Source organism: Salimicrobium salexigens, from assembly GCF_900156705.1.
In the GTDB taxonomy this organism is placed as follows: Bacteria; Bacillota; Bacilli; order Bacillales; family Halobacillaceae; genus Salimicrobium; species Salimicrobium album.
On the sequence record NZ_FTOK01000001.1, the window covers coordinates 270,852 to 293,730 of the forward strand.

Here is a 22,879-nt window from a genome sequence, read left to right on the forward strand (position 1 = left end):
AGATGTTCAAAAAAGTACTGGTTGCCAACCGGGGGGAGATCGCCTCGCGCATAATAAGAACCTGTAAACGGCTCGGAATTTCGACAGTGGCCGTTTATTCGGAAGCTGATGCTGATGCAAATTTTGCTGCAGAGGCAGATGAAGCTTATGAGATCGGCAAGCCTCCGGTAAAGGACTCCTACATGAATATGGAGAAGATTATCGAAGTCGCAAAAAGCAGCGGGGCGGAAGCTATCCACCCCGGCTACGGTCTTTTAAGTGAAAATCCTGATTTCGCTCTAAAGACAAAGGAAGCGGGTCTCGTCTTTATCGGCCCCGGTGCTGATGTCATGGGGAAAATGGGAGATAAAATCGCTGCCCGTAAGGAAATGAAGAAAGCGGGTGTTCCCGTTATCCCCGGCACGGAAGAAGCCGTGGAAGACACGGAGGAAGCGAAAAAGACCGCAGGGGAATACGGTTATCCGGTTATGCTGAAAGCTTCCGCAGGTGGAGGAGGTATCGGTATGCAGGCTGCTCATTCCCCGGAAGAACTAGAGAAAGCTTTTGAAGGGAATCAGAAGCGGGCCGCCACATTTTTCGGTAACGGTACCATGTTTATCGAAAAACTGATCGAAGAACCGCGTCACGTGGAAATACAGGTGCTGGCCGATGCCCACGGGAACGCTGTCCACCTGTTTGAACGGGAATGCTCTATTCAGCGTCGGCATCAGAAAGTGGTGGAAGAAGCACCATCTCCGGTCCTATCGGAAAAAACCAGACAGAAGATGGGGGAAGCCGGTCTGAAAGCGGTGCAGGCTCTCGGATATGTAAATGCCGGTACTATAGAATTTCTCGTGGATGAGGAAGAGAATTTCTATTTTCTTGAAATGAATACACGTCTACAGGTCGAGCATCCGGTTACAGAGGAGATAACCGGCCTTGATCTTGTGGAAGCGCAGCTCAGAATTGCAAACGGAGAGAAGCTTGCCGTTTCTCAAAACGACCTGGTTATTTCCGGCCATGCGATAGAAGTACGGATTTATGCAGAAGATCCGGAACGTTTTTTTCCTTCGCCGGGTACTATAACTACGGCCGTCTTTCCGAAAGGGGAAGGTGTCCGACTGGAGACGGCCATTCATGGCTCATTAGAGGTTACACCTTATTATGATCCTCTGATAGCCAAACTGATTACGACAGGCCGTGACCGGGAGCAGGCGATAGAGAGAATGACGGATGCTCTGGATGAATTCCGGATCGAAGGAATCAAAACGAACATACCTATGCTTCAAAAAGTGGTCCGGCATGAAAGATACAGAGCCGGAGATACTACGACCGCATTTGTGGAAAAATATTATAAAGGAGGACAATAACATGGAAATCAAAGCTTCAATGGCAGGAAACGTATGGAAAATGAACGTAGCAGAAGGTGCAGAGGTTAGCGAAGGAGACGATGTCGCAATCCTGGAATCTATGAAAATGGAAATTCCCATTCCGGCTGAAAAAGGCGGGAAAGTAAAAGAAATCAAAGTCGCGGAAGGCGACTTCGTGAATGAAGGCGACGTGCTGGCGGTACTGGAATAGGGGGGATTGGATGTTTGAAATGCCCGAAAAAGTAGCAATCAGGGAAGTTGGGCCGAGAGACGGCCTGCAGAACGAAGGGGAAAATATCGCTACAGAAGACAAAATTGAGTGGATTAACCTTTTATCACAGTCAGGACTCAATTACATCGAATTTTCTTCATTTGTACATCCGAAATGGATCCCTCAGCTGAAGGATGCCCGTGAGGTAGCGGAAGGTATTACCCGCACCCCCGGCATTACCTATGCGTCTCTTGTGCCGAACAGAAAAGGACTTGAGAACGCGATTGGTACGGATGTGGATGAGGTCAGTGTGTTCATGTCTGCCAGTGAAACTCATAATAAAAAGAACATAAATAAAACGATTGAAGAAACGTACCCGGTTCTTGAAGAAGTAGTGAGGGAAGCAAAGGCATCGGGAAAAACGGTGCGGGGCTATGTCTCGACAGTGTTCGGCTGCCCGTATGAAGGAAAGATTGCTCCTTCACGTGTTTTCGAGGTAAGCAACCGGTTATTCCAAATGGGCATTGATGAGTTGTCTCTTGGCGATACGATCGGTGTTGCCAATCCGAAGCAGGTGGATGAATTTCTTGAGCAGATGGAGGGGAATGTTCCTTTTTCAAAGGTAGCGATGCATTTCCATAATACGTCGGGGATGGCGTTAGCCAACGTTCTCGTATCACTCGAACGGGGAATCACGAAATTCGACGCAGCACTGGGAGGCCTTGGCGGCTGTCCTTATGCAGATGGAGCCAGCGGAAATCTCGCAACGGATGACCTTGTCCACATGCTTGAAGATATGGGGATAGAGACCGGAGTTAATCAGGAGAAGCTGGCAGAGGCGGCGACGTTCATCCAGTCCAGATTATCCAAAGAACTGCCAAGCCACCAGATGCAGATCAGAAACAGACAAGGAGGGCGGAACGATGGGTAAAACCGTAACGATAGATCGTATTGAAGAACATATAGCTCTGCTATCACTGAATCGTCCGGATGCTGCGAATTCTCTCTCCCGTGAACTTCTCGATGAACTGCAGCGCGCACTTCGAAAAGTGAACAGAGATGACAATATTCGCGTCGTCCTGTTGACGGGGAACGGTACGAAAGCATTTTGCGCAGGGGCTGATTTAAAAGAAAGAAAAGGGATGAGCGATGAAGAGGTAACCGGAACGGTCAAGAAGATAGGGGAAACGGTACGGATGATCGAGGAACTCCCGGTACCCGTTATAGCAGTACTTAATGGGGCAGCTTTCGGCGGAGGTCTCGAGATGGCTCTTGCCTGTGATCTTCGAATGATCAGTTCGTCGGCCCGGGTCGGTCTGACTGAAACTTCTCTCGCTATTATACCCGGAGCCGGAGGGACTCAGCGTCTTTCCCGTCTGATAGGAAAAGGACAGGCCAAGTCGCTCATATATACTGCAAGGCCCATAGATGCGGAACGGGCTTATGACCTCGGGATTGCTGAATATATTCACGAACCGGACACCCTTTTGGAAGAAGCGAAAGATCTTGCGCGGACGATCGCCGGAAACGGGCCGGTGGCAGTTCGGGAAGCTAAAAAAGCTATCGACCGGGGAATGGAGACGAATCTTGAAGCAGGCTTGTATATAGAACAGAAGAGCTACAGAAAAACGATTCCTACGAAAGATCGTCTGGAAGGACTGACAGCTTTCGCTGAGAAAAGAAAGCCTGTGTATCGAGGAGAATAAGGAGGAATTTGTATGGCGATGGATCAAAGATTAAAAGAAGCGAAAGAAAAAATAGCCTCAGGCGGCCTGGAGAAATATCACGAAAAGAACAAAGAGAAAGGGAAAATGTTCGTACGTGAACGTCTGGAACAACTGTTTGATGACAATATTGACGTGGAAGACGCGTTTTTCGCCAATCATCAGGACGAAGGGCTGCCGGCGGACGGAGTCGTTACCGGTATCGGTCGTATTAACGGTGAAAAAGTGTGCGTCATGGCTAACGATTCCACAGTAAAAGCCGGGTCGTGGGGGGCAAGAACCGTCGAAAAAATTATCCGTATACAGGAAACGGCACTGAAGCTTGAACTGCCGATGCTTTACCTCGTGGACTCAGCAGGGGCGAGGATTACCGATCAGGTAGAAATGTTCCCGAATCGAAGAGGAGCGGGACGTATTTTCCACAATCAGATCAAAATGTCCGGCCGTGTACCGCAAATTTGCCTGCTGTTCGGTCCATCCGCTGCTGGAGGAGCTTACATACCCGCCTTTTGCGATATCGTAGTCATGGTGGATAAAAATGCTTCCATGTACCTCGGTTCTCCGCGGATGGCGGAAAAAGTTATCGGGGAGAAAGTGACGCTCGAGGAAATGGGTGGTGCTAATATGCACTGCTCCGTCTCCGGGTGTGGAGACGTTCTGGCAGAAAGCGAAGAGGAAGCGATCCGGTTCGCACGAAAATACTTGAGCTATTTCCCTTCCAATTTCAGACAGAAACCGGGTGTGAAAGATAGTGTCGACCCGGCTTCTTTCGAAAAGTCGATCAACGAACTGATTCCTGAGAACCAGAATGCACCGTTCGACATGTATCAGCTGGTGGACAGGCTGATTGATGAAGGGTCTTTCCTGGAAATCAAGAAGAAATTCGCACCCGAACTGATCACCGGGCTGGCCCGGATCGGAGGAAGATCCGTCGGCGTAATAGCAAATCAGCCCCGGGCCAAGGGTGGCGTGCTTTTTCCTGATTCCGCCGATAAAGCCGCCAAATTCATGCAGCTGTGTGATGCCTTCAATATCCCGCTCCTGTTCCTTGCCGACATCCCAGGATTTATGATCGGCACACGGGTGGAGCAAGCCGGTATTATCCGTCACGGTGCGAAAATGCTGGCGGCGATGAGTGAAGCTACTGTTCCTAAAATATCAGTCATTGTACGTAAAGCGTACGGCGCAGGTCTGTATGCAATGGCCGGCCCGGCTTTCGAACCTGATGCGTGTCTGGCCCTGCCGAGTGCACAAATAGCGGTAATGGGTCCGGAAGCTGCAGTGAACGCAGTGTATGCCAATAAAATTGCAGAGCTTCCGGAAGAAGAGCGTCCGGCCTATACTAAAGAGAAGCATGAAGAATATAAAGAGAATATCGATATTTATCGTCTTGCATCCGAGATGGTCATTGATGATATTGTGCAGCCGGATAATCTCCGGAACGAGCTCATGACCAGATTCGATATGTATGACTCGAAAAACACGGTCTTTACAGAAAGAAAACATGGGGTATACCCCGTGTAACGAAAAAGATATTCAGCCTCCCTCTGATACCAGTAAGAGGGGGGCTTTTCTATTGGAGAGCAGGGGCTCGACCATCGGTTTTATTTCTCCATGTATGGTTAATAAAAGCAGGAAACGGGAAAAGTCGGGCATCGGAGGTGAAGGAAGATGAAGGATAATGAAAGTATGAAAGAGAAAGAAGAGAATGAGAACAGACATACAGAAGCTTCCGAAGAGAAAATTGACCGTCCGGGACGGCAGTTTTATATACCTTCTCAAATCGTTGATGAATTTGGGGAGAAGGGTAGAGACCACCTGAACAAGAAGCCACGGGCTCAGTTTCTGCTTGCTCTGACGGCCGGGTCATTCATGACGTTCGGAGCTGTGTTTTCTATTCTGCTGGCGATCGATATCCAGGCAGAGGGACTTTTCTATTTAATGTCCGGCTTGGGATTTGCAGCCGGGTATGCGATGGTGTTCATTTCAGGAGCGGTTCTGTTTACAGAAGTGAACGTCCTGTTGCCCTCCTATCTTTTCAACAAAAAAGGTTTAATGAAAGTCAATATTTATAAATTCTGGCTGGCAACTTATCTTGGTAATATGATTGGAGCCTTTGCGGTAGGCCTTCTTATACAGATGTCCGGCTCACTTTCCGACCCTTTTTATTCGGAACTGGCCGTATATGTAGATAAGAAAATGAAGTTTCTCGATTATGGAGTGAAGGGATGGTTTGAAATTCTCGTATCAGGAATACTCGCCAACTGGCTGATCGGTATGGCCGCTTTTCTGACGACCTCAGCCCGTGACATAACCGGTAAAATACTGGGGACCACTTTGCCGGTCATACTATTCGTAGCGGGTAATTTCCAGCACAGCGCGGCCAATATGGGGTATTTCAGTATGGGGATACTTTCTATGGACCAGTACACATGGTATGAATATATTTTCTTCAACCTTGTCCCTGCAAGTATAGGTAACCTTATTGGAGGCGGTATCCTTGTCTCTTTACTGTTCACCTATGCCTATAAAGAAGATATCGAAAATACTTTTGGAATGGGAAAATAAAGCGTCGCAGTTTTACTTCATGACTTAGTGGGAAAAGAATAGTAACAAATCATAATAAGGAGGTGCAGTATGACAGACAAAAAAGGTATGAGTGATAAGGTGAAAGGTGCTGTCAATAAAGTGAAGGGGGAAGCCAAAGATCAGGTAGGCAACGCCAAAGAGGATTCTGAACTTCAACAGGAAGGACAGAAGAATAAAGCTAAAGGAAAAGTTCAGGAAAACATCGGAAAAGCGAAAGACGATGAATAAATAAGAAAGCTGCCGGTTTTAAAACCGGCAGCTTTCTTTGCTTACTCTCGTCATGCTCCCATAGCAAAAGTGCGAAATTAATGGACAGAGGCTCCTATTTTTTTGATTTCTTCCACGGTTTCAGGATTTTCAAGAGCACTGAGGTCTCCCTGATTCCGATTTAAGAAAGCCGATTTTATGGCACGTCTCATCACTTTGGCATTTCTCGTTTTCGGAAGATCACTGACGATATATATTTTTTTCGGTGCAATAGCTTTTCCGAGCTTGTCGGTGAGAAGCTGCTGCAGTTCTTCGAGCAGGGTTTCCGAGTTCTCCGTTTTCGTAACGACAAACGCCACGGGTTCCTCCCCTTTCATATCGTGGGGGGCACCGATGACCCCGGCTTCAATCACTTCTTCATGTTCGACGATTGCAGATTCTATCTCGGAAGGTCCTATGCGCTTTCCGGCTACGTTCAGTACATCGTCAGAGCGTCCTGAAATTAAAAAGTAGCCTCTTTCATCCACAGTCGCCCAGTCACCGTGTACCCATATGTCTTTGAAACGGTTCCAATACGTACGATGGTATCGGTCATCGTCTTTGTAGAAACTTTTCGTCATCCCTACCCAGGGCTGCTTCAGCACGAGTTCGCCTACATCGTTCACGACAGGACGTCCCTCGTCATCAAGCACGTCCACATCCATGCCGGGGAGGGCTGCGTTGAAGGTAACGGGCTGAATCGGTTTTACGAGTACGTTTCCTACCATACCGCCAGAGGTCTCCGTACCGCCCGAATAGTTGAAAATCGGTACTCTTTCTTTGCCGACGTGCTTATATAGCCAATGCCACGGTTCGGGATTCCACGGTTCACCGGTAGAGCCGATCACTTCAAGGGAAGAGAGGTCATGACGGTCAATCCATGATTCCCCGTGCTTCATCATCCCCCTCACAAGCGTCGGCGAAATGCCGAGATGTGTCACTTTATAACGTTCCACAAGTTCCCACAGACGATCCGGCTCAGGATAGTCCGGAGTACCTTCGAACATAACGATGGATGCTCCGTTTACGAGACCTCCATACACGAGGAAAGGCCCCATCATCCAGCCCATATCCGTGAACCAGAACAGAGTGTCGTCTTTCCCGACATCCATACACATTCCGGCATCAAAAGCCGATTTTACAGGAAAACCGGCATGGGTATGTACCGCTCCTTTCGGGGTGCCTGTCGTCCCGGAAGTATAAATGAGCATAAATGGATCATCCGCGTGTTTCTCCATCGTTTCCACAGAAGCATTAGGCTCTTTCATTTCGTTGAACAGGACGTCTTTCGGTTTCTTTTCAAATGAAACGCCAGCGCGTTCCACTACGATAACGTGTTCCAGGGAATCGCAAACTTCCGCAGCTTTATCCGCTTCTTCTTTCATATTGACAGTTTTCCCTCTCCGGAAGAAACCATCAGCGGTGATGATAGCTTTTGCTTCACATGCGTTGACCCTTGTTTTCACTGCATCCGCTTTATAGCCGGAAAAGGCGGGTGAGAAAATGGCACCTATTTTAGAAATGGCAAGCATGCTGATAAGCGTTTCCGGAAGCATGGGGAGGTAGATGGTGATGATATCTCCTTCAGTGATGCCGAGTTTTTTGAGACCTGCGGCGACAGCATTCACCTCTTCGTCGAGTTCAGTGAACGTATACTTCACCCGGTCTCCATTATCCCCTTCCCAGTACAGGGCAATATCATTTTTCTTATCTTCATCTTTTGTCCATTTATCCAGAGCATTCAGCGTGGCGTTGGTCGTTCCGCCCCGGAACCAGTCGGGATGCGGCGCGCCTCTGGAAAGGTCTAGTGTTTTCTGATAACTGTCGAACCATTCGAAGTCGATTTCCTTTACCGCTTCGTCCCAGAACCAGGAAATATCCGAAACAGTGGCCTGGTGGAACTGCTTATAATCTTCATATCCCAGCCGTTTCATCCATTGATAAAGTCTCGTTTGCTTCATTTTTTCTTCTGATGGAATCCATACGTCTTCATATGTAGTCAATTCAATTTCCTCCTTTTAGTAACCGCTTACAAACATTATAACTAAAATGACAGTCATAAGAAACTGCGGCAAAGAAAACGGATGTGATACGATTGGAATATATACTGTAGAATAATAAGGTAATGGAGTATACCTTGAAAGGAGGAGCGGAAGTGGATAAATTGAAAGTCATTAATCTGGTCAGTCTCGGGGTCGGTATTATTTTCCTTGTATATTTCTTTATATCGATGTTTACCGATGTATCGATGTCGCCGTTATTTCTGGTTATTGCGATACCTATTCTGTTCACGCTGAATGCCATACGTGATTTTTCCGAGGGACGAAAGATTCTCGGTACGGTGAATGTAGTGATACTACTCGTTTTTCTATCGCTCGTCGTTGTTGAACTTTTTTAAGATGAAAAAACTTTATTCCAAAAGTCGGGAGGTGGATGGATATGGGAAAGGGCGGAATATTGGAGAAGGTGATCCGGGGAGTGTTTTTTACCGTTACTCCCGGACTTGCTCTTTATGGACTGGTTACAGGGGACTTCAGCTACCAGTACCTGATGCTTCTCGGTCTTTCGGGAGTACTGGCGATTACCGGAATAGATGACTATGAAAAAGGGAGAAAGTATTGGAGTCTGTTTTCTTTTATTGTGGCATTGTTTTCTCTTATCACTGCCGTCCAAATATTTTTCTCGGATGCCGGCTTATAACTTTCGCAGCAGGGTATATACATAATCAGTATTCAGAATATTGGTGAATTTATTCTGCGTCAGGGGGAGAATCGATGCTCAAAAATTATCAGACCGGAGCTTTTTTTGATGAAATGATGAACAGTGATGCTACACCGAAGCCTCACTACGATTGGTTTTATAAACTGGTGGAACGTTTTTCGGCTCGGGAACTGGATGAAAAGCACGAGACCGCGCAACTGAGTTTTCTGCGTCAGGGTATCACGTTTACCGTCTATAATAATGAAGGCCAGACTGAGAGGACGATGCCGTTCGATTTTATTCCGATCATTATTCCGGAGTCGGAATGGGCGATGATCGAAACAGGTATGAAACAGAGAATGACGGCTCTGAATAAGTTTCTGGAAGATATTTATCATGAACGCAGAATTATTGAGGAGGGCGTTATACCGCGGGAACTTGTGGACAATAATCCTTATTATTACCGGAAACAGGTCCAGGGCGTCGATATACCTCTTGATAACCATATCTTTCTCTCCGGCGTGGATCTCATCCGTGACGAACATGGGCAGTATCGTGTGCTGGAAGATAATCTGCGTAACCCTTCCGGAATGTCCTACGTGTTTCAAAATCGCTACGTTATGAGACAAGTGTATCCGGAACTGTTTTTCAATCATTCCATCCGTACCCTTGAGCACGAATTCTCGAAACTGCACCAGGCGGTCTGCGATCACAAACCGTCCGGATGTAAAGGAGAGGCGAATGTGGTACTTCTGACTCCGGGGAGTTACAATTCCGCATATTATGATCACATGTTTCTGACTCAGCAGATGGGTATCGAGCTCGTGGAGGGCAGAGATCTCTTCGTTCAAGGCGGAGTCGTCTACATGAAAACGATACGCGGTCTGAAACGGGTCGATATTATTTATAGGCGTATTGATGATGATTTTCTTGACCCGGAAGCTTTCCGGCCGGATTCGGCTCTCGGAGTGAACGGACTTCTTGATGCATATAAGAAAGGTAACGTAGCTATCCTGAACGGAATAGGGAATGGCGTTGCGGACGATAAAGCGATGTACGTATACGTTCCCGAAATGATCCGTTTTTATCTCGGAGAGGAACCTCTTATTCCAAACGTGGAAACATATTTTCTCAGTGATCCGGAACGTCTTCAATACGTTTTAGAGAATATGGAAGAACTGGTTATTAAAAACGTCGGGGCTTCCGGGGGCTACGATATGCTTATCGGTCCTCAGTCCACGGAAGAAGAAAGAGCGCTTTTCCGTGAGAAAGTGATAGAACAGCCGAATCAGTACATTGCCCAGCCTACTATCAAACTGTCGCGGGCTCCGGCTTTTCAGGGTGGGAATGTTTATCCGTGTCACGTGGATTTACGGGTTTTCGTCATGAACGGAACGGAGATGAATGTGCTTCCCGGAGGGTTGTCGAGGGTTGCCCTGAAAGAAGGGTCACTCGTCGTCAACTCTTCTCAGGGAGGAGGCGGCAAAGATACGTGGATTTTGTCGGGAGGAGGCGAAACAGATGCTTAGTCGGACGGCAGACGCTTTATACTGGATGGCGAGAAACCTGGAGCGTTCCGAAAATAACGCCCGGGTACTGAATGTTCAGCTTATAAATATGCTCGAAGCGGCTGATCAGCAAGTGCTGGACAGGGACTGGGAAGAAGTGCTTGAGATTTGTGCTTCCTACCGGGACTACATCAATCATTATTCGAGAATGGAAAGAGGGACTATGATCGAGTATCTGACAATGAATCCGATTAATCCCAATTCCATCGAGAACTGTATGAAAGTCGCGAGAGAGAACACTAAGAATACGCGTGATATTATCCCGGGCGAGTTGTGGGAGATTCTCAATGAATTCCATCTTGATCATCAGGACAGCGGAGGAAATATAGGGACACTGGCACGGACGAAAGACTATTTGAAAACAGTCACCCGCACCTCTATGACCGCGCAGGGGGTAATAGAATCCTCAATGACCAGAGGGGTACCATATACGTTCATCAAGGTTGGCAAGTGGCTTGAGCGTGCGGAGAAGACAGCCCGTATTCTGAACGTCGTCTGTGAGAAACAAAGGCGGGAACCCCTTCAACATACAACGAACAATTATTACTACTGGCTGGCTGCTCTCAGGTTCCTGAACGGATACGATTCATTCATCAAAGAACATCCGCCGACCATGGACTCTGCGTACGTCCTTGATTTTCTTGTAAAAGAAGAAAAGTTTCCGAGGTCGATAAACTACTGTATGACGCATATTAAAGAAGCGATAATGGATCTTGAAGGCGGGCAGGTGCATCACTATTCGGAAGAGCTGTTTCAGCTTACAGATGTGATTCTTGCAGAAATCAGCGATACCGGGATTAAAGACATGAACATGGAAGAACTTATGAGGTTTCTTGACCATTTTCAGAAGCAGTGCATCGCTTTAAGCAGTCTGTTTATGGAAACCTACTATCTTTCTGTACCAACATCCTCAACATGAGAAGGAGCAAACGATTTTATGAAATACCAAATTGAACACACAAATAAATTCCACTATGAAACATCCGTAGATCAAAGCATGAACCACATTCGGTTAAAACCGCGTTCCGATGAATGCCAGCGGGTATTGGCCTACCGTTCGGAGATCTCGCCTGTCTCTGTAATAAAAGAGCACGTCGATGTGTGGGGGAATCACGTGGAAACATTTTTTATTCCCGAAAAACATAAACATTTGACGGTCAAAACGATTTCAACGGTCAGTATTCAGAAGAGCCCTTTTATCGATATGATCCGCTATTCGGACGAAATGAAGCAGATATTTCATTCCGAGCTTTTTCGCAAACACTATCTGGCCTACCTGAACGAAACACCCTATACATTCATGTACAAAGAACAGATTGATCTGCTTACTAAAAATGTCGGTGATCCGACGGATCCGATTCAGTTTTCTATCGACCTGATGAGATACGTGCACAATACGCTGTTTTACAATACAACCACGACGGATGTGAATACGAAAGCACACGAAGCATGGCCTTTGCAGGGAGGGGTGTGTCAGGACTTTGCTCATATTATGATTGCAGTGTTAAGGGGGAACGGGATACCGGCCCGGTACGCCAGTGGATATTTATATATCGGGGAAGATTCGGCTCTCGTCGGGGACGCTGCCACTCATGCCTGGGTGGAAGTGATGGTTCCTGGTGTCGGCTGGACGGGACTCGATCCGACGAACAACGTAGAAGCGCTGGAGAATCATATACGAATCGGCACGGGGCGTGACTATGCAGATGTAAGTCCGCTGCAGGGGGTATATCGCGGAGGGGGACAGAACCTCGACGTAAGTGTAAGCGTAACGCTTTTGGAAGAGTAAGCGACAAATTTAAAAAGGCGCTCCCCCACCGGCGGGTGGAAGGAGCGCTGTTCGATGTTTCTGAATTAACATGTGCAGATGAGTCTTCCTCCCGGAGGTTGGGAGGTCTTTCTCACATGAATGCTCTTTATAAGAGCATACCCACATTATAGATGGGAAAGATATCCTTGTCTATGCAACAAAAGAATAATTTCTGACAGAGTTTTGAATAAAGAAGGGTATGTTTCTCTTTAGTAAGGTAATGAATAAAGAAAAGTTAAAGAGACCATTCAGCATGCCCAGGGTCTGGAGCTCAGGTGCTTTGATTCTGACCCTGTCACGGGAAAGGCTTGCAGAAGCACGTCCGGGCAAAGCCCTTACGGATCGATCACACGACGATTTTTTTCTAATCATTCGGTGGCTGCGACTGGTGGTTATATTGAAGAAGATGTGCTTCTGCTGCAGGAAGAGATTCAGAAAGATTTCCGGAAAGAAATGGTAACGAAAGGTTTCATTTCGGAAAAGACTCCGCTGCCGGAATGACTCCTGCCTCCCCCTCTGCTTAAGCAGAGGGATTTTTTCTATGATAAAATAATTTCAGACGTGAGAATATGTGTTTGATACTGCTTTACTGTACGGGAAAGGAGGAAGAGGGGATTGGAATTTGTGATTGATATGCTGATCGGCGCCGGTCTTGTATTCTTCTTTCTGATTACGTTTATCATTTTTCACACTATCAATAACAGAAAGTGACGATTCCGGCATTCGTACGTACCGGTTTTTAATTTGAATCAGCCAATATTGACCGGCGGTATTTTACACCATAAGAAAAGTATTATTATGAGCAACAGGAGGAGAAGAAAGTGAGTTATTTGAAACGTTTCGGGTATGAATATTACGATCTGAAAAATATACTGAAGACCCGTCACCTTGAAGAAGAGCTGGAGGAAATCAAACAGGAGTTCGCTACGCTGCCGGCAGACTCGTATGCGCAGGAACTGAACAGATACAGAAGATACGGGAGAGCGGTGATTATACCGGGCACAGGCCATGTCCAGTGGTTGCCTTCCGTTCGGACCGAAGAGGGAGAAATGTACAAGTATTTCCAGGGGAGCTTCAACCCTGAATATACGGACAGCGCCCGTGATTTTCCGGCTATTTCAGAGAAAATGCGGGAGAACCGTCTGCTTGATGACATCATTCTGTTCGATTACAGACAGACGTTCTGGAGAGAGGAAGACCTTCTTCTCCCTATTCACGCCGGGGTTCATTTTGTGAAACTGGAAGTGGATAATGAACAGGAAATTGCAGTGTCTTCTCCGAACCATCTCCATCAGGACGGGGAACCATTCACGTTCGCCCATCTTGTCCATCGTCAGAACGCAGAAGGGGGCGGGAATGCTATAGGCACTCCTCATGTAGCGGGAGAAGTACCGGAAAACGTAAACGAGAAACAGCTGCTGAAGCAGATGACGCTGACTTCCCCTCTCGAATCATATGGAGTGTTCGATCCGATGGTCAGTCATTATGTTGCTCCCGTAACGAAAGGGAAAGAAGAAATGAAGGGGGAACGTTCGATGATACTGATTGATTTCCAGCCCACTGTCTGTCCTGACCCGGAGGAGATTTCAAAACAGTTGAGACAGGGAAACTTAATGTTCGCCGACTGACAAACAAAATGCACAGAGGGAGGCGAAATCGCTCTCTTGCCACGAGTCTTTGTCCATATAGGGTACAGGAAAGATTACGAAAATAACAAATTGCTCATTGCCTGTTCAGGACGGAACGGATGCAAGATTATGGGCCGTAAAAAGGAGTGATGATTCATGGATAGTGTTATCTTTGATTTAGACGGGACTCTATGGGATCCCATTTCCACGGTGAAAGATGCCTGGAATGAAACAATTCAGGCACATCGTCCCGAAGAAAAAGAACTTAGTCGGGAAGATATGGAATCTATAATGGGACTCCAAACAGAAGAAGTAGTTAAGAAGTTATTCCCGCATCTTGATCAGTCTGAGGGTGAAAAGATTATCCACAATTGTTTTGAAGCGGAGATCGAAGTAATTAAAAAACAGGGTGGGGAATTATACGAAGGGGTGGAACGTACTCTGCAGCACCTTTATAACAACTATCCTCTGTTTATCGTAAGTAACTGCCAGGACGGCTATATTGAAGCGTTTCTTCAGGCCCATCAGCTGGAGAAATATTTTAAGGACTTTGAAAATCCTGGACGTACCGGCCTCTCCAAAGCAGAGAATATTCAGCTCGTGGTGAAAAGAAACGATCTTAACAGCCCGATTTATGTGGGGGATACCTCGGGAGATAAAGAAGCCGCTCAAAGTGCAGGCCTTCCTTTCTACTACGCATCCTACGGATTTGGTGAGGTGGACAGGGCCGAGCAGACGATTGAAACATTCGCCGATCTACAGTCTCTGTTATAATCGGTATCTTGATTGGAGGGTATCTATGGAGTATCGTTATAAAAATTCCAAGAAGTGGAAGCGTGAGGGCCTCAAATCTCTGTGGCAGGCAATGGCTGCTGTTGCAGCCAACATTATTACTATGGCCTCGATAGACCCTTCCCCTCTGCTTCTCAGTTTCATCCAAATTGTGACAGGAGTCATCATTATTTCCGGGGTAATAAACACTTTCTACTTTTTTACGAGATCGGGAAAAGAATATATAACAGTCGATGACCAGGCTGTACTCATACGCAATGGCCCGTTTTTCAATAAAAAAGAAGTGCTTCTCGGGGACATGACGGGACTTGTGGAAAGAGAAGAAGAGCTCGTCATTGAATACGGAAAAAAGCGCAGAGAAACACTGGTGGAAAAGGAAAATCTTTCAGAAGAAGACGTTCGGGACTTTAAACAGGAAATAAGGAACAAAGCGGAAAGAAACTCAGAAAGATTTAGAAGGGGAGGAAAAGAATGATATTTTTTTACATACTGATGGCAGCGTTCGTCGGGCTGATCACTCTTGGGTGGAGAGGAGCGATCCTGGGCTTTGTGATAGGGATTGTTTACGCAGTAGTCGAGATCAACGCAAAAAAAATTACCAGACTGGAAGAAGAGGTTCGCCGGTTAAAGCAGGGTTCCCGGGAATGAGGAAACCTTACATATATACGATTGGACACTCTTCCCACTCGAAACAGTTCTTTCTTTCTATGCTGAAAGAGGCGAAAGTGAATGCGGTGGCGGATGTACGGGCGTTTCCGGCGAGTCGTAAGTTTCCCCATTTCAATCAGGAGAACATGAAGAAGTGGCTGGCGGGGGGAGGGTTTTCATACTCCTACCACCCTCTCCTTGCAGGACGACGCAATAAAGCAGGCCACGTGCAGTCGGAGGTGAACGGAGCCTGGGAGAACCAGTCCTTTCACAATTATGCAGACTATACACTGACGGAGGAGTTCAGGGAAGGAATAGTCGGGCTCGAAGCACTGGCCGGTGAGAAGGATGTTGCGTATTTTTGTGCGGAAAGACACCCGTCCCGCTGTCACAGACTGCTTGTCAGTAACTGGCTGGAAGCGAACGGATGGGATGTCTATCATATTTTAGATGAAAAGGATGGAATTTCCCTGGTAAAACACGAGCAGGGCCGGTGGGGAGCGATGCCTATCATCGAGAAAGACGGGGTGGTCGTGTATCCGGAAAACAGGTGAAAGAAACATGCCGGGGGCCTGATTCCTTTTGAACCTGAGTATCGATCTTCCTGTATGGCAGACTTTTACAACGGGAGGTTCCGATGCCTGAACAGAACGATTGCCAGAGTATAAGCAAGGATTCCAATACCCGTAAGTATGAGAGAAGATGTCCATACTTCCGCATCTCCTCCGGCGATTTTTCCGGGTTCATAAAGCGAAAAGGGAGTGATGTTCCGTAACCAGTCGACATCGGTCACAATCTTTCCAATCATATTCATTCCGTAAAAAAGGAAGGTCAACCCGCCTGCTGTCGCTAACGCCGACCTCTCATCGTTCAGCAGGGAAGACACGAGGAAAGAGTACCCCCCTACTGCAAAAAATAACAAAAACCCCACAAAGTTGATCTGAAAAAAATCTTTCATGGCTATCGCATTCTGCTCATCTATCAGCAGTTCGCCGGCAGCCAGTCCCCCGCCGAAATTCAGGACATGTATAATGATAAGACCGCTCAGCAGAACCATCATCTGAGTAAAAGCAATCTGAACCCTGGAGATTCTGGTGGAAAGGAGATAAGCCATGGAACCCCGGTCCACAAGTTTTGCCAGCAACTGCACCGCACTCATTACGCTGAACACACCCAAAATAAGCAGGTAGAATAATCCGTAGTATTCCGCTGAAATAAACTGGCCATAGTTGCCGAAAGCTTCCAGTCCGAGAGCTCTTAATAGAGAATCAGGGAACAGTTCCATCATGCTTTCCATTTCATCGAGATTGTCCGCAAAGAGGGGGAACAGCGACGTCATAAGAACTACATAAATAGCGGAAACGAGACCGAAGCCGAGGAATAATTTAATATTTGATTTCATCATTTGTTTATAAAGCGGAAAATTCATGACCCGGCCTCCTCTGCATCATAGTAATCCATAAATATCTGTTCCAGACTCTGGGTGCCGGCACTGATATTTTTGACGCTGTACTTCGATAATTCGTGGATAAAATTATCAAAGTCCCCCTGGACTTCGACCCGTACGAATAACCCCTCCGTTTTTTTAATGGAAAGCCTGGATTCCTTCATAGCTTCAACATCTTCGGACCGGGTCAGTGTGACATCGAAGACCTTACGCTGCATGGATTGCAGTTCGTGTATATCCTTGACCGTAACAATCTCTCCATTCCGGATGATAGCTGCACGATCGCACGTTCGTTCAATCTCCGAAAAGCTGTGGGAGGACATCAGAAAGGTTTTTCCCTTTTCCTTCTCTTCCAGCACGAGCTCGACGAAAAGCTTTTGCATAAGGGGGTCCAGTCCGGAGGTGGGTTCATCCAGAATATATACATCGGGGTCGTGCATAAATGTCGCAACGATTCCGATCTTCTGTTTCATCCCTTTGGACATCTTCCGGATAGGAGCATCGGGATCAAACTGGAGACGCTGAATCAGGCTGGTCCGTTTGCTCTTGTCCGTGATCCCCTGCATTCCTGCCATCATATCGAGAAAGTCGCTCCCTGTCATTCCTTCGAGAAAAGCGATCTCCCCCGGTAAATAACCGATTCTTCCCCGTGCTTTCGCCTGATTCTTCCACGTATCATAACCGTCAATTACAGCACTCCCCTTTTGAGGTTTCATATACCCGAGGAGATGACGGATAGTCGTGGATTTACCAGATCCGTTAGGTCCGAGAAACCCGAACACTTCCCCTTCCTGTACTTCAAAAGAGACGTTGAAAATCCCTTTGCCATTCGGAAACCGCCGGGTAAGATTGTCGATGCGAATCATTGCTTACACCCCTTACTGTAGCAAAAAGACTGCTTTTTCTAAATTCTATTACTCTCTCCGGGATTGTCAATGCCTCCTTGTGGAAATTACTGATATTTTCGAAAAAACGGTTCAGATGGTGCAAAAGATTCTGGCTTTTGTTATACTGGTATCGTCCAAGTGAATAAGTAATCAACTACTAGGGGTGTCCGTGATACGGACTGAGAGGAAAGAATGACTTTCCGACTCTCTGGACCTGATCTGGCTCATACCAGCGTGGGGAAGTAGTCAACATACCATTGACGAACCGGGTCCTGTAATTCAGGACCCGGTTTTTTTGCTTCTTCTTCTGCCTGGGATAAAAGGGGGGAGAATTATGAATCGCACAAAACTGCTTACGACCATGGCTGTGCTTACTGCACTCGGAACGCTCGGGGCACAGATGCTGTGGTTTCCGGCCGGAATAGCAAAGGCCTATCCGGTCCAGCATGCCGTCAACGTCGTTGCTGCCGTTACGCTTGGACCGCTGCCGGCGGTGACGATAGCTTTCCTGATAGCTGTGTTGCGGAACCTGTTAGGTCTCGGCACTCTGCTAGCATTTCCGGGGGGTATGATCGGGGCTTTTGTGGCGGGAGTGACATATCACTACACGAAGCGTATCGGGGGAGCGGTAACCGGTGAAATCATCGGGACAGGATTATTCGGATCTCTTGCTTCCGTACCGATCGCCAATCTGTTGATGGGTACAGGCGCCGGGGTTTTCGCTTTTGTACCTTCATTCGCTGTAAGTACCGTGACCGGGGCGCTGATAGGCTGGATGGTCGCAGTCCGGCTGAAACAGACAGCTATCGTGACAACTTAATTATTTGAACTGCTGGGGGCGCGGATATCGCTGAGATAAGGTTTTGCCTTAGTCCCTTTGAACCTGATGCGGGTCATGCCGCCGAAGGGAAGCACTCTGCACATGGGGGCTTCCTTTATACTAAACGAGGAGGCTATTTTTATGTCATTTACGAAAGAATTAAGAAGAGAAAATGAAGATGTATTTCAGGCGATTTTCGATCACCCGTTTGTACAGGGTCTTGGCGAAGGTGAACTGCCGAAAGAAGCGGTGGCTCACTACGTAAAAGCGGACTATGAATACTTGAATACCTTCCTTACCCTTTATGGCACGGCCATTTCCCAATCCGACAGTCGGGAGGATATAACATTTTTTCATAATCAGATCGCCTTTGTGCTGGGGGATGAGATGCACCCACACCGCAATTTAAGCGATTACGCAGGCACCCCGTACGAAAATCTTCAGGGTTATCCGATGCCACCGACAGCGGATCATTATCGTGCTCACATGAAGAGTGTGGCCACAGAAGGTCTGCTCGGAAAAACAATTGCGGCTATGCTTCCCTGTCCGTGGACTTACGATGAAATCGGAAAAGAATTGAAACGGCGTTTCTCTCCGGAATCGGACCATCCTTTCTATGAGTGGATTGAATTCTATGCCGATGATTCTATTGCCGAAACCACCGGCTACATGATGAAACGTCTGGATGAGGAAGCGGAGCGGGCATCTCCGGAAGACAGGCGGAAAATGAAAGAAGCTTTCCGGAAAAGCTGTCAGTTGGAACTCGCTTTCTGGGAAATGTCCTATTCACTGGAAGAATGGCCTGCAGGAAAGGAGGCGGCGAGATGAGACCATATACAGCACTGACAATCGCAGGATCCGATTCCGGAGGCGGAGCCGGGATTCAGGCGGATATCAAGACGATGGAAGAATGGCAGGTGTACGGAATGTCTGTGCTGACTTCTTTGACCGCCCAGAACACTATGGGAGTCCGGGAGGTTCATCACGTACCTGTTCCATTCCTTACTGCTCAGCTTAAAAGTATTGAGGAGGATCTGCCTGTGGATGCTATCAAAACCGGAATGATTTCATCGAAAGAAGCTGCACGCACAGTAGGGGAATGGATCGGGGCCCGGCGGAAACCATACGTCTGTGACCCCGTCATGGTAACTGCGAGCGGTCATCCTCTTATGGAAGAGGAGACGAGGGAGGCGCTTTCCGAATATCTTTTTCCTCATGCTGATGTCGTCACTCCGAATATTCCGGAAGCGGAAACGCTGCTTAGGATGACTATTAAGACAGAAGCTGATATGGAAGAAGCGGCAGGACTGTTTGTAGAAAAACTCGGCAGCCGCGGCGCGCTCATTAAAGGCGGACATCTGGATGGAGAAGCTGTCGATGTATTGTATGACGGAGAAATTATGAGGACATACAGAGAAGCGCGCATTAAAACGGATAATACCCATGGCACAGGCTGTACGTATGCTTCGGCTATCGCGGCGAATCTGGCGCGGGGACGGACGCTTCCTGTAGCTGTAGAGAAGGCTAAACATTTTATTACCGAAGCTATCCGTCATTCTTTCGACCTCGGTTCAGGGAGCGGCCCTACGAATCACTGGGCCGGCAGAAGGGGGGAGGTCAAATGATGGAAGAGCGTGTAAGAGAAAAGAGACCGCTGGTTCACCACATTACGAATGAAGTAGTGATGAATTTCTCTGCGAACGGCCTCCTGGCATTCGGAGGGAGCCCGGTCATGGCGAAAGAAAGAGAAGAAGTCGCAGACATAGCAGGGGCGGCCGATGCTCTTGTATTGAATATCGGCACGCTCCGGAGCAGTGACGTGGAAACGATGATAGCAGCAGGAAAAGCAGCTAATGAGAAGGGTATTCCTATACTGCTGGACCCGGTGGGGGCAGGAGCGAGTACCTTCCGGAAAAATGCAGTCAGAAAAATAACAGAAGAGCTGGACGTAGCCGTCGTGAAAGGGAACGCCGGGGAAATCGCTGCTCTCGCAGACATACCACTGAAAGTGAAAGGTGTGGATTCGGAAGAAAGCGGAGATTCCACAGATATCGCCCTGAGGGCTTCGGAGAAACTGAACACCTGCGTAGTAGTGACGGGAGCAATAGATATAGTAGCGGAAAACGGCAATTATACAACGTCTTCCTACGGTTCTCCTCTGCTTACGCAGGTTACAGGGTCGGGGTGTCTCCTCGGGACGCTGATTGCCGCCTGTCTCACGGTTGAGGATGAAAAAGAGAAAGCGGTACTTTTTGCAGTGGAATTTTATAATAAAGCTGCGGAGAGGGCGGAAGCGAACTCCCATGGTCCGGGGTCTTTCGCCGTTTCTCTTCTCGATGAACTGGGGGGAGATGTATGAGTGATTATCTTCATACCTATTTCATTATGGGAAGCCAAAACTGTAAAAAAGACCCTGTGGAAACTCTGCGACGAGCCATCAGGGGAGGGATCACCGCTTTTCAGTTCAGGGAAAAAGGAGAAGGATCATTGATGGGCGCCGAAAAAGTCAAGCTTGGCCACCGTCTGCGGGAAGTATGCCACGAGCATGAAATCCCTTTTTTCGTAAATGATGATATTGAGCTGGCACGTGAATGGAAAGCGGACGGTGTTCACATCGGGCAGGAAGATACGGAAATAGAAAAAGTTAGAGATCGTTTCCCGGATCTTATAATCGGATTATCCGTATCCACCCCGGAAGAACTGGAGCAGAGCCGGTACGAGCTGGCAGATTATCTCGGAGTGGGACCCGTGTTCAAAACTTCGTCGAAGCAGGATGCGAAAGACGTAATAGGAATAGAAGGACTTCGGACGATTCAGAACAGAGCCGGCTTGCCGGTGGTCGCCATAGGGGGTATACACGAAGGTAACGTACAGAAAGTTAGAGAGACCGGTGCCGGGATAAGCGTTATTTCCGCCATCGCAAGTAATGAAGATCCTTTCAGCGGTGTGCAGCGATTATTATAGCAAAACCACTCCGGTCACTTCAGCAGTGACCGGAGTGGTTTTGTGTTTTAAGACCGATATATAAATGCAGAAACAAAAAAATCCTTCTACCTGGGCAGAAGGACAAGACAGCCTAAGAAGCTCGGACGAGTGATAAGTGCGTGCAGATGAGTCGTTCCGCAAAGAGGAATAACTCTCACTTTCACTGAACGATCCTCTATTATGTATCGACTGTATCTGTTCATTATACATAACAAAATTCGATACGTAAATGCATATAATGCTTTTCTGTAAACATCGGGCAAAGGTAATAGGTCAAATTGCTACAGGGGTTTCCTGGAAGCGTTTGTAGCAATCTGACCCGGGTTTCTGCTGCTGATCTGTTTTTTTCGGATTATTTACCTGAAGCATAACCGTAAGGGTTATGGCTGCGCCATCGCCAGGTGTCCTCACACATATCGGTAATGGATTTTTCCGCTTTCCATCCCAGCTTTTCCTCGGCTTTTGAAGGGTTTGCATAGCAGGAGGCTACGTCACCTTCGCGGCGGCCGGTCACTTCATAAGGTACAGAACGACCGGAAGCTGATTCGAAAGCCCGGACGAGCTGAAGTACGCTGTAACCTTCCCCGGTGCCGAGGTTATAGATTTCATGACCCGATCCCTGCATTGCTTTATCCAATGCTTTTACATGGCCGAGAGCAAGGTCTGTTACGTGGATATAGTCACGTACCCCCGTTCCGTCAACGGTCGGATAATCATCGCCGTAAACGGTGAGCTTTTCGTATTGTCCCAGAGCTACTTTTGCAACATAAGGCATGAGATTATTCGGAGTTCCATTCGGTGACTCGCCGATTTTTCCGCTCGGGTGAGCGCCGATCGGGTTGAAATAGCGCAGAATGGAAATGCTCCATTCGGAATCAGCGTTCCAAAGATCTGCCAGAACCTCTTCAATCATCAGTTTCGTTCTTCCATAAGGATTGATGGCAGACACCGGGAAGTCCTCCGTTATCGGGTTGAATGCCGGTTTCCCGTAGACCGTAGCGGAAGAAGAGAATATGATGGTTTTCACATTAAATTCGGTCATGACTTCCAGCAGTACGAAAGTAGCCGTCAAATTATTTTTGTAGTACGTGAGAGGAAGGGAGACCGAATCATTCACCGATTTGAGACCTGCCATGTGTATAACAGCTTCAATCGTGTGCTTCGAGAAAATCTCCTCGAGGGCACTCCGGTCCAGCAGGTCGTTTTCGTAGAATGTTATCGTTCCGCCGGTAATTTCCTCGACTCTCGCCAGGGACTCTTTTCGACTGTTCGACAGGTTGTCGATGACAGCAATGTCATACCCTTCGTTCAAAAGTTCCACGCATATATGATTTCCGATGAAACCTGCGCCTCCTGTAATAAGAATCATAGGCTACCCTCCTGTTTTTATTCTTATCCATAAAATTACATGAAAGAAGAAGTAAAAACAACCGGAATCTGATAATATAGAACTATATAAACTCAATTGAGTTTTT

At 47.4% G+C, this 22,879-nt stretch carries 27 protein-coding genes and 2 riboswitches; of the genes, 23 read left to right on the forward strand and 4 right to left on the reverse strand.

Annotation, left to right across the window (positions count from 1 at the left end; translation table 11 throughout):
* Positions 1-2 precede the first annotated feature (2 nt).
* The 7 genes from BW931_RS01375 to BW931_RS01405 all read left to right on the forward strand — a co-directional run bounded on the left by BW931_RS01375 (position 3) and on the right by BW931_RS01405 (position 6,101).
* The gene (locus tag BW931_RS01375) at positions 3-1,349 is read left to right on the forward strand and encodes an acetyl-CoA carboxylase biotin carboxylase subunit (RefSeq protein ID WP_076569353.1); all 1,347 of its coding nucleotides are present in this window, start codon (positions 3-5) and stop codon (positions 1,347-1,349) included.
* 1 nt (position 1,350) lies between these two features.
* On the forward strand, positions 1,351-1,560 hold the full coding sequence (locus tag BW931_RS01380; protein ID WP_076569355.1) for an acetyl-CoA carboxylase biotin carboxyl carrier protein subunit: 210 nt from the start codon (positions 1,351-1,353) through the stop codon (positions 1,558-1,560).
* Between the two features lie 10 nt (positions 1,561-1,570).
* A complete protein-coding gene (locus tag BW931_RS01385; protein WP_076569357.1) occupies positions 1,571-2,491 on the forward strand; it encodes a hydroxymethylglutaryl-CoA lyase in 921 nt (306 codons plus the stop codon).
* Positions 2,484-3,266, forward strand: a complete 783-nt coding sequence (locus BW931_RS01390) for an enoyl-CoA hydratase (RefSeq protein WP_076569359.1) — start codon at positions 2,484-2,486, stop codon at positions 3,264-3,266. The genes BW931_RS01385 and BW931_RS01390 overlap by 8 nt, the downstream gene beginning before the upstream one ends.
* A gap of 12 nt (positions 3,267-3,278) precedes the next feature.
* Complete coding sequence (locus BW931_RS01395; protein ID WP_076569361.1) at positions 3,279-4,808, forward strand: acyl-CoA carboxylase subunit beta; 1,530 nt, start codon at positions 3,279-3,281, stop codon at positions 4,806-4,808.
* A 147-nt stretch (positions 4,809-4,955) separates the two neighbouring features.
* A complete protein-coding gene (locus BW931_RS01400) occupies positions 4,956-5,852 on the forward strand; it encodes a formate/nitrite transporter family protein (RefSeq protein ID WP_008592405.1) in 897 nt (298 codons plus the stop codon).
* A gap of 69 nt (positions 5,853-5,921) precedes the next feature.
* On the forward strand, positions 5,922-6,101 hold the full coding sequence (locus BW931_RS01405; RefSeq protein ID WP_008592404.1) for a CsbD family protein: 180 nt from the start codon (positions 5,922-5,924) through the stop codon (positions 6,099-6,101).
* Between the two features lie 77 nt (positions 6,102-6,178).
* Here BW931_RS01405 and BW931_RS01410 read toward each other — a convergent pair whose 3' ends face one another.
* Positions 6,179-8,122: an AMP-binding protein gene (locus BW931_RS01410; RefSeq protein WP_008592402.1), complete on the reverse strand. Its 1,944-nt coding sequence runs from the start codon at positions 8,120-8,122 to the stop codon at positions 6,179-6,181.
* A gap of 152 nt (positions 8,123-8,274) precedes the next feature.
* Here BW931_RS01410 and BW931_RS01415 point away from each other — a divergent pair, with 152 nt between their 5' ends.
* The 11 genes from BW931_RS01415 (at position 8,275) to BW931_RS01455 (ending at position 15,819) form a co-directional block, all read left to right on the forward strand.
* Positions 8,275-8,517 carry a hypothetical protein gene (locus BW931_RS01415; RefSeq protein ID WP_040609891.1) on the forward strand — a complete coding sequence of 81 codons (243 nt, stop codon included), beginning with the start codon at positions 8,275-8,277 and terminating at the stop codon, positions 8,515-8,517.
* Between the two features lie 35 nt (positions 8,518-8,552).
* A complete protein-coding gene (locus BW931_RS01420) occupies positions 8,553-8,819 on the forward strand; it encodes a hypothetical protein (protein WP_156874362.1) in 267 nt (88 codons plus the stop codon).
* Positions 8,820-8,893: 74 nt separating this feature from the next.
* Entirely contained in the window at positions 8,894-10,348 is a 1,455-nt protein-coding gene (locus BW931_RS01425) for a circularly permuted type 2 ATP-grasp protein (protein ID WP_076569363.1), read from the forward strand.
* Positions 10,341-11,306, forward strand: a complete 966-nt coding sequence (locus BW931_RS01430) for an alpha-E domain-containing protein (RefSeq protein WP_076569365.1) — start codon at positions 10,341-10,343, stop codon at positions 11,304-11,306. The genes BW931_RS01425 and BW931_RS01430 overlap by 8 nt, the downstream gene beginning before the upstream one ends.
* Positions 11,307-11,324: 18 nt before the next feature.
* A complete protein-coding gene (locus tag BW931_RS01435; protein WP_008592392.1) occupies positions 11,325-12,176 on the forward strand; it encodes a transglutaminase family protein in 852 nt (283 codons plus the stop codon).
* Positions 12,177-12,572: 396 nt separating this feature from the next.
* Positions 12,573-12,698, forward strand: a complete 126-nt coding sequence (locus BW931_RS13750; protein ID WP_268794154.1) for a hypothetical protein — start codon at positions 12,573-12,575, stop codon at positions 12,696-12,698.
* Positions 12,699-13,018: 320 nt separating this feature from the next.
* Positions 13,019-13,825 carry a 2OG-Fe dioxygenase family protein gene (locus BW931_RS01440; protein ID WP_008592391.1) on the forward strand — a complete coding sequence of 269 codons (807 nt, stop codon included), beginning with the start codon at positions 13,019-13,021 and terminating at the stop codon, positions 13,823-13,825.
* Positions 13,826-13,981: 156 nt separating this feature from the next.
* The gene (locus BW931_RS01445) at positions 13,982-14,599 is read left to right on the forward strand and encodes an HAD family hydrolase (RefSeq protein WP_008592389.1); all 618 of its coding nucleotides are present in this window, start codon (positions 13,982-13,984) and stop codon (positions 14,597-14,599) included.
* Positions 14,600-14,624: 25 nt separating this feature from the next.
* Positions 14,625-15,092 carry a hypothetical protein gene (locus tag BW931_RS01450; RefSeq protein ID WP_076569367.1) on the forward strand — a complete coding sequence of 156 codons (468 nt, stop codon included), beginning with the start codon at positions 14,625-14,627 and terminating at the stop codon, positions 15,090-15,092.
* Positions 15,089-15,265, forward strand: a complete 177-nt coding sequence (locus tag BW931_RS13445; RefSeq protein WP_156330919.1) for a hypothetical protein — start codon at positions 15,089-15,091, stop codon at positions 15,263-15,265. The genes BW931_RS01450 and BW931_RS13445 overlap by 4 nt, the downstream gene beginning before the upstream one ends.
* Positions 15,262-15,819 carry a DUF488 domain-containing protein gene (locus tag BW931_RS01455; protein WP_076569369.1) on the forward strand — a complete coding sequence of 186 codons (558 nt, stop codon included), beginning with the start codon at positions 15,262-15,264 and terminating at the stop codon, positions 15,817-15,819. Before BW931_RS13445 ends, BW931_RS01455 begins: the two co-directional genes overlap by 4 nt.
* Positions 15,820-15,884: 65 nt before the next feature.
* On the opposite strand, the gene BW931_RS01460 is transcribed toward BW931_RS01455, so the two are convergent.
* Both BW931_RS01460 and BW931_RS01465 read right to left on the reverse strand, forming a co-directional pair.
* On the reverse strand, positions 15,885-16,694 hold the full coding sequence (locus tag BW931_RS01460; protein ID WP_076569371.1) for an ABC transporter permease subunit: 810 nt from the start codon (positions 16,692-16,694) through the stop codon (positions 15,885-15,887).
* The gene (locus tag BW931_RS01465; protein WP_076569373.1) at positions 16,691-17,578 is read right to left on the reverse strand and encodes an ABC transporter ATP-binding protein; all 888 of its coding nucleotides are present in this window, start codon (positions 17,576-17,578) and stop codon (positions 16,691-16,693) included. Before BW931_RS01465 ends, BW931_RS01460 begins: the two co-directional genes overlap by 4 nt.
* Positions 17,579-17,748: 170 nt before the next feature.
* Positions 17,749-17,857, forward strand: a riboswitch (TPP riboswitch).
* A 76-nt stretch (positions 17,858-17,933) separates the two neighbouring features.
* On the opposite strand from BW931_RS01465, the gene thiW reads away from it, so the two are divergent.
* From thiW to thiE, 5 genes are all read left to right on the forward strand, one after another.
* The gene (gene thiW / locus BW931_RS01470) at positions 17,934-18,419 is read left to right on the forward strand and encodes an energy coupling factor transporter S component ThiW (protein WP_076569375.1); all 486 of its coding nucleotides are present in this window, start codon (positions 17,934-17,936) and stop codon (positions 18,417-18,419) included.
* 4 nt (positions 18,420-18,423) lie between these two features.
* A riboswitch (TPP riboswitch) is annotated at positions 18,424-18,526 on the forward strand.
* A gap of 34 nt (positions 18,527-18,560) precedes the next feature.
* Complete coding sequence (gene tenA, locus BW931_RS01475) at positions 18,561-19,247, forward strand: thiaminase II (RefSeq protein ID WP_076569377.1); 687 nt, start codon at positions 18,561-18,563, stop codon at positions 19,245-19,247.
* The gene (gene thiD / locus BW931_RS01480; RefSeq protein ID WP_008592373.1) at positions 19,244-20,044 is read left to right on the forward strand and encodes a bifunctional hydroxymethylpyrimidine kinase/phosphomethylpyrimidine kinase; all 801 of its coding nucleotides are present in this window, start codon (positions 19,244-19,246) and stop codon (positions 20,042-20,044) included. The genes tenA and thiD overlap by 4 nt, the downstream gene beginning before the upstream one ends.
* Positions 20,041-20,778 carry a hydroxyethylthiazole kinase gene (gene thiM, locus BW931_RS01485; RefSeq protein ID WP_084193821.1) on the forward strand — a complete coding sequence of 246 codons (738 nt, stop codon included), beginning with the start codon at positions 20,041-20,043 and terminating at the stop codon, positions 20,776-20,778. Before thiD ends, thiM begins: the two co-directional genes overlap by 4 nt.
* Positions 20,775-21,383 (forward strand): thiamine phosphate synthase, encoded by a 609-nt coding sequence (gene thiE, locus BW931_RS01490; protein ID WP_076569379.1) that lies wholly within the window; start codon positions 20,775-20,777, stop codon positions 21,381-21,383. The genes thiM and thiE overlap by 4 nt, the downstream gene beginning before the upstream one ends.
* A gap of 373 nt (positions 21,384-21,756) precedes the next feature.
* Here thiE and galE read toward each other — a convergent pair whose 3' ends face one another.
* A complete protein-coding gene (galE, locus tag BW931_RS01495) occupies positions 21,757-22,773 on the reverse strand; it encodes a UDP-glucose 4-epimerase GalE (protein ID WP_008592368.1) in 1,017 nt (338 codons plus the stop codon).
* Positions 22,774-22,879 lie beyond the last annotated feature (106 nt).

Excerpts from the sequence above, each read along its gene's own strand:
- BW931_RS01375 (WP_076569353.1), top strand. The coding sequence starts at position 3 with ATGTTCAAAAAAGTACTGGTTGCCAACCGGGGGGAGATCGCCTCGCGC.
- BW931_RS01380 (WP_076569355.1), top strand. The coding sequence starts at position 1,351 with ATGGAAATCAAAGCTTCAATGGCAGGAAACGTATGGAAAATGAACGTA.
- BW931_RS01385 (WP_076569357.1), top strand. The coding sequence starts at position 1,571 with ATGTTTGAAATGCCCGAAAAAGTAGCAATCAGGGAAGTTGGGCCGAGA.
- BW931_RS01390 (WP_076569359.1), top strand. The coding sequence starts at position 2,484 with ATGGGTAAAACCGTAACGATAGATCGTATTGAAGAACATATAGCTCTG.
- BW931_RS01395 (WP_076569361.1), top strand. The coding sequence starts at position 3,279 with ATGGCGATGGATCAAAGATTAAAAGAAGCGAAAGAAAAAATAGCCTCA.
- BW931_RS01400 (WP_008592405.1), top strand. The coding sequence starts at position 4,956 with ATGAAGGATAATGAAAGTATGAAAGAGAAAGAAGAGAATGAGAACAGA.
- BW931_RS01405 (WP_008592404.1), top strand. The coding sequence starts at position 5,922 with ATGACAGACAAAAAAGGTATGAGTGATAAGGTGAAAGGTGCTGTCAAT.
- BW931_RS01420 (WP_156874362.1), top strand. The coding sequence starts at position 8,553 with ATGGATATGGGAAAGGGCGGAATATTGGAGAAGGTGATCCGGGGAGTG.
- BW931_RS01425 (WP_076569363.1), top strand. The coding sequence starts at position 8,894 with ATGCTCAAAAATTATCAGACCGGAGCTTTTTTTGATGAAATGATGAAC.
- BW931_RS01430 (WP_076569365.1), top strand. The coding sequence starts at position 10,341 with ATGCTTAGTCGGACGGCAGACGCTTTATACTGGATGGCGAGAAACCTG.
- BW931_RS01435 (WP_008592392.1), top strand. The coding sequence starts at position 11,325 with ATGAAATACCAAATTGAACACACAAATAAATTCCACTATGAAACATCC.
- BW931_RS01445 (WP_008592389.1), top strand. The coding sequence starts at position 13,982 with ATGGATAGTGTTATCTTTGATTTAGACGGGACTCTATGGGATCCCATT.
- BW931_RS01450 (WP_076569367.1), top strand. The coding sequence starts at position 14,625 with ATGGAGTATCGTTATAAAAATTCCAAGAAGTGGAAGCGTGAGGGCCTC.
- BW931_RS13445 (WP_156330919.1), top strand. The coding sequence starts at position 15,089 with ATGATATTTTTTTACATACTGATGGCAGCGTTCGTCGGGCTGATCACT.
- BW931_RS01455 (WP_076569369.1), top strand. The coding sequence starts at position 15,262 with ATGAGGAAACCTTACATATATACGATTGGACACTCTTCCCACTCGAAA.
- BW931_RS01460 (WP_076569371.1), bottom strand. The coding sequence starts at position 16,694 with ATGAATTTTCCGCTTTATAAACAAATGATGAAATCAAATATTAAATTA.
- BW931_RS01465 (WP_076569373.1), bottom strand. The coding sequence starts at position 17,578 with ATGATTCGCATCGACAATCTTACCCGGCGGTTTCCGAATGGCAAAGGG.
- thiW (WP_076569375.1), top strand. The coding sequence starts at position 17,934 with ATGAATCGCACAAAACTGCTTACGACCATGGCTGTGCTTACTGCACTC.
- tenA (WP_076569377.1), top strand. The coding sequence starts at position 18,561 with ATGTCATTTACGAAAGAATTAAGAAGAGAAAATGAAGATGTATTTCAG.
- thiD (WP_008592373.1), top strand. The coding sequence starts at position 19,244 with ATGAGACCATATACAGCACTGACAATCGCAGGATCCGATTCCGGAGGC.
- thiM (WP_084193821.1), top strand. The coding sequence starts at position 20,041 with ATGATGGAAGAGCGTGTAAGAGAAAAGAGACCGCTGGTTCACCACATT.
- thiE (WP_076569379.1), top strand. The coding sequence starts at position 20,775 with ATGAGTGATTATCTTCATACCTATTTCATTATGGGAAGCCAAAACTGT.
- galE (WP_008592368.1), bottom strand. The coding sequence starts at position 22,773 with ATGATTCTTATTACAGGAGGCGCAGGTTTCATCGGAAATCATATATGC.